The 4,904-nt window shown below is 40.7% G+C and carries 3 protein-coding genes; 1 reads left to right on the top strand and 2 read right to left on the bottom strand.

Features of this window, described 5'->3' with window-relative positions; genetic code table 11:
* Positions 1–65 precede the first annotated feature (65 nt).
* Positions 66–245: a hypothetical protein gene (locus H5968_RS24595; RefSeq protein WP_187042031.1), complete on the top strand. Its 180-nt coding sequence runs from the start codon at positions 66–68 to the stop codon at positions 243–245.
* A gap of 130 nt (positions 246–375) precedes the next feature.
* On the opposite strand, the gene H5968_RS24590 is transcribed toward H5968_RS24595, so the two are convergent.
* Positions 376–4,017, bottom strand: a complete 3,642-nt coding sequence (locus H5968_RS24590) for a tetratricopeptide repeat protein (RefSeq protein WP_187042030.1) — start codon at positions 4,015–4,017, stop codon at positions 376–378.
* A gap of 57 nt (positions 4,018–4,074) precedes the next feature.
* Positions 4,075–4,770, bottom strand: coding sequence for a hypothetical protein (locus tag H5968_RS24585; RefSeq protein WP_255427243.1), 696 nt, complete (start codon positions 4,768–4,770; stop codon positions 4,075–4,077).
* Positions 4,771–4,904 lie beyond the last annotated feature (134 nt).

Here is a 4,904-nt window from a genome sequence, read left to right as displayed (position 1 = left end):
GAAATTAGTGCAAGGGTTTTGAAGGGTATACCGGAAAAAGTGTGCATTTTTGGGGATTTCAAGAGATGGCAAAGAAATTTTCAAATCTCCTCCTGACTCCTGTACGGGCGAAGCATTCGGAAAATAGGCTTGGACAAAAATTGATAATTAGTCGCCCTAATGCTTCGCCCCTACCACTCCTGACTCCTGACTCCTATGCCCTCACGGAAAGACTTTCTCAGCAACCCCTAGATAGGGTTTGCTGAAAAAGTCCCTTCGTTGAGGCAGGGAATAGGGAATAGGGAATAGTTTTAGCTATCTGTTATCTCCAGATTTTCTAATTTATCAGACCCAAAATGCACAGTTTTTAAGGTAATGTGTAATTTTAAGATCCATTCAATTACATCCAGCAATGATAAATCCCGCCCAATAGTAAGGATGATTATAAGGCTGTTGTTGAGGTGATAATTGGCGATGTTTATCAATTTGCATCGTGACAAAATCCCTCAATTTCAACTCTTCTGGTTGCAGATTGTTGAGTAAATTTTCATACTCTGTGATCAGTTCTGCAACAGTTATTTCTTTTAGCCAAGTTGTAGCTTCCGCTAAAGCAGTAACTGGAGAGTGATGAAAAAGTAATCTGTTGTAAAACTCTATCATGACTAAAGCATTAGCAGATGATTCCACATTCCAAAGTGTACTCAATACATAAGGAACACCACTATTTAACAAACCAGTTGTTAAACCCACATATTCACTGCTGATATTTTGAATATTATGACTAACATTTTCAGAATTTGTGAATGTAAACAGATTGTAATTACTAAAAGTCTGTTGACTAATTTCTACTAAAGTCAGTTTATCTTCATCTGCTAAAACTAAGGCCGATTTGGCAACTTCACTTAAATTGTTAACCGCATGACCAGTAAAATGCAAGATGTTATAATCTGCGGCTAGGGCATTTTCTAAGTTCTCTTTTGTCGCTTGTGAACTCTGGATGTTTTGGGAATTTTCAAACATTTTCCTTACAATTGCGGCTGCAAAGTCAACAAATTGTATTTCTTCTTGTATTTTCTCATTACCTGCTGGTTTGATATTTTCCACACTTAGGAATTTTTGCTGTTGCCAATTTGATAACCCATTGGTGTTTAAATCCAAACCCGTTTGAATACTAGGGAGATAATGGATAGTGTAATTTACATCTGGTTGTGCAAGAGAGAAAAGGACATGAAGAGGCAATTTGTGTAAATCCCGATGGGGAATTAAAATTAGATTGGTAATTCCTTCCAGTTCCTGAATAATGGTGGGAATATTGAGGATATTCCGCAGATTTAATAATCTGCCTTCCATATCCACACACCAGGAATTTTCCAGGGGATTTTCTAAGTTTTGATTTTGGCAATATTCTTGATATTCTTTTTGCCAAAAGTCTAGCCAGCTTTCAAATTCTACTAACCTTTTTACTGCTTCTGGTATGACTTCTACCTCTTGGATAGGTGTTAATAAAAGTAGCGGTGATGGGGCATCATATTTAATAATAAAGGTGTGTAAAGCCACCGGGCTAAGATGCCAGTAAATAACCGCAGTTTGCGGATTGATTAGTTGTTGAATCCGTTGATAGTTGAGGGAATAAATTTCATTACTCCCACCAGAAAGCTGTAGTTTTAAACAGGTATTTTTGCCATGTTCAGCAATTTCCCAAGCTTCTACTAAATCACCTGCATTTACCGCTAAATCAACTCCTAATTGTATGAAACCTGCAAATTTCAAAGCGAGTAGTTTTTTGTTTTGTTCCGAGCAGGTGCTTTGATTTAGTAATTGTTGTAATAAATCTAGACCTTGTTTTTGTAATTCCTGTGCTGTTTCTGTTTCCCCTAAAGCAACAAGCACTTTGGTTAAAGCTTGCAATACTTCTAGATGCAATTCTGCAAAATCTTCATAAGTAAGTGTTAATAGTGCTTGTTGATACTCAGTTAATGCTTGTTGCCAATAATAGCGGGGTGAAGGTTGTTTTTTGCCGTGTTCGTAGTGGGTGTTACCCACTGCTAAATGCAATCTTCCCCAACCTTCTGGGTGGGTATCAGGGCGGAGATGTTTTAAACCTTCTTCATAAGTGGCTATTTTGCCCTCATAACCTCGCTGATTGAGGGTAGGATGAGATTTCGCTATGCTACTGGGTAAAGTCAGAGATGCTTTGTTATTAACCACATTCCCCACGGCTAAGGCGCGACCAAGCCAAGCTTCCCAATAGTCGAGTTTAATTTCTAAGGCGCTGTCATAGCAAGAAATAGCTTCTGTAAGTCTTCCCAAGTAAAACAAAGCTACAGCTTGATTATACCAAGCGAGGTGAAAATCAGGTTTAATGGTGATGGCTTGTTGATAGGATTCAATAGATTCTTCGCGTCTGCCCAAGTTTTCTAAAGCGATGCCCCGGTTATACCAAGCTAAGTAAAAATCAGATTGAATAGCTAATGCTTCGTCCCAGGATTCAATTGCTTCTGACCAGCGTTTGAGGTTAAATAGCACCACACCCCGGTCAATCCACACTTCATAATAGTCTGGTTGAATTTCTAAAGCTTGGTCATAAGAAGCGATCGCCTCTTCAAACTGCTCACCTACCCCCAAAGCAACTCCTCGGTAATACCAAGTTTCCTGATCTTCGGGTTGTAATTTCAAAGCCTGATCATAACTAGAAATAGCTTCCCAAATCAGACCTAATTTGAGCAAGGCTAAACCCCGACTAGCCCAAGCTTCTTGGTATTCAGACTTCAACTCTATAGCTTGATCAAAAGAAGCGATCGCCCCATCAAAATCACCCAACTCTCCCAAAACTCCGCCCCGGTTATACCAAGCTTTAGCGAAATCAGGTTTGAGATTAATAGCTTGGTCATAAGCAGCGATCGCTTCTTCAAACCTTTGTAAATGAAACAAAGTCAACCCTTGATTAAACCAATACTCGTAAGATTCTGGTTGCAATTTAATAGCTTGACTATAAAAAGCCAAAGACCCCAACAAATCACCAGACTTAGCTTGTTGTAAACCTTGGTAAAATAAGATTTCCGCCTGGTTAGTGACAGTCAGTTGAAAACTCGGACGTTGAGTTATTGCTGAAAGATGGCTTTGCCCACCGTAGGCATCACGCAATGCTAATTCCGAAGCTAGTTGTTGAACTAAACTGGTACTTTGTTCCAACCTTACCACCAACTCATCCAGAGTTTGGGCTACTTGTGGCTGCAAATTAGTTAACGACTGATCCCAATTTTCTGCCAAGGGAGAGGCTACAACTTCCTCTACTTCTGCTTTCACCGTCTCTGGGTGTTCTTCCCCTACATACTCATAAATCACATCAGATATTTCTGCTACTGCATTTTGGACACTCAAATGCTGTAGATTACTTGGCCAAGACTCCTCCAAGCTAATCGATGCTGGTGCAATATCTGGTGCAATATCTGGTGCAATATCTGGTGCAATATCTACAGTTTCCTTCTGTTCATACTGCCATAATTGCTCACCCAAATCCCCCAGCAATCCTTGTCCTGGAATTTCTAAATATGGTTCTACTGGTGGTGTGGCTGCCGCCGCTGCGGGTTGTGGAGTTGTTTGTAGATTTTGCGGTAAGTTTTGGGCTAAGAACTCACGGCTTAACAACTGGATGCCAATTTCCGATGCCAGTTCTCCAACTTTGCCGATGTTGAGTTCACCCAGTTGTACCATTCGCGTTGCGATCTTACTATTGGGCGCTGGTGAAGAAAGCAACTTTTCAGCAAATATCAGCAACCAATCGATCCAACGCTCAACAGTGATCCGGGGTTCCATTCGCTGCAAATACTTCAGCGCCCATTGTTGTCCCCGTGCTTGATGTACACCTTCAAGCAACTCATTAAACAATACTTCCAGATCCGCATTGGTTAATTCTGGTAGAGACTTTTCTACCATAGACACCTCATCGCCGTCGAACTCATGAGTTCGACGACTGCCAAAGGGGTACTTGAATAAGTTGTTAAGCCACTGCAATAGCCACCTGAGCATTTGCCACATTCTTGGATTTTCTTTCTCCTAGATTGTAGCTATCCTTGTGTCAAAAAAATCATTTAATTACCTAATATTGTCATCAATTCCTTCGGGAATGGGTTGATCTGACTTTTCCGATGCAGCAGATTCACCCATTGTCTGGGATTTATTTATGAGTACCTGAATAATTTGTTGTGGGTCATCACTTTCAATAGCGAAATCTTGGACAATTTGCTGACGTAAGATCTCATTTTCCTGCAAAATCTCCAATAATTCATCCCAAGTCACAGTTTGGTATTCTTCCTCTGGAAAATTCTCCTCAGAGACAGTTGGACTGACAGCATCGGGTCCATCATATTCCCAAATGGGTTCTGCTTGGGTGCGTGTCAGCAATTGCATCCCAATATTGTATGCCAGGTCGCCAACTTCACCAACCTCCAACTCACCCAACTGTACTAACCGTGCCGCTAATTCATTATGAGGTTTAGTAGATGCTAATAATCTCTCTCCAAAGTGATTTAGCCAATCTAGCCATTGTTGAGTGCTGACACGATGTTCAATTTTATGTAACCAGTTTTGCGTCCAAGCCTGGCCTCTAGCTTGATGAACTCCTGCTAACAGTTCTGTAAACAGAAATTCTAGATCCGTATCACTCAGAGGTGGTGCGGTTGTTTTCTCAATATTCTGCTGTACTGCTTTAGGACTATGTTTCCTAGCAAACAAACCCTGAAACAATTTTTTGAGCCACTGAATTACCCGCTTGAGCATCTGCTGCACCATTGATTGTTACCTGCTATATAAAACCTAGACAAAGCTAGACTTTACTTTCTACTTCAACGGGAGCATGGGAGCAGTTATCCCTCAGTAGACTTGCACGCCTTAGCCAGACGCGATATTTCTCAAGTTAAGATTTA

The organism is Sphaerospermopsis sp. LEGE 00249, assembly GCF_014299995.1.
Lineage (GTDB): Bacteria > Cyanobacteriota > Cyanobacteriia > Cyanobacteriales > Nostocaceae > Sphaerospermopsis > Sphaerospermopsis kisseleviana.
The sequence above is the reverse complement of the archived record's forward strand: the minus strand, read 5'-3'. Positions and strand labels throughout refer to the sequence as shown.

Excerpts from the sequence above, each read along its gene's own strand:
- H5968_RS24585 (WP_255427243.1), bottom strand. The coding sequence starts at position 4,770 with ATGGTGCAGCAGATGCTCAAGCGGGTAATTCAGTGGCTCAAAAAATTG.
- H5968_RS24590 (WP_187042030.1), bottom strand. The coding sequence starts at position 4,017 with ATGTGGCAAATGCTCAGGTGGCTATTGCAGTGGCTTAACAACTTATTC.
- H5968_RS24595 (WP_187042031.1), top strand. The coding sequence starts at position 66 with ATGGCAAAGAAATTTTCAAATCTCCTCCTGACTCCTGTACGGGCGAAG.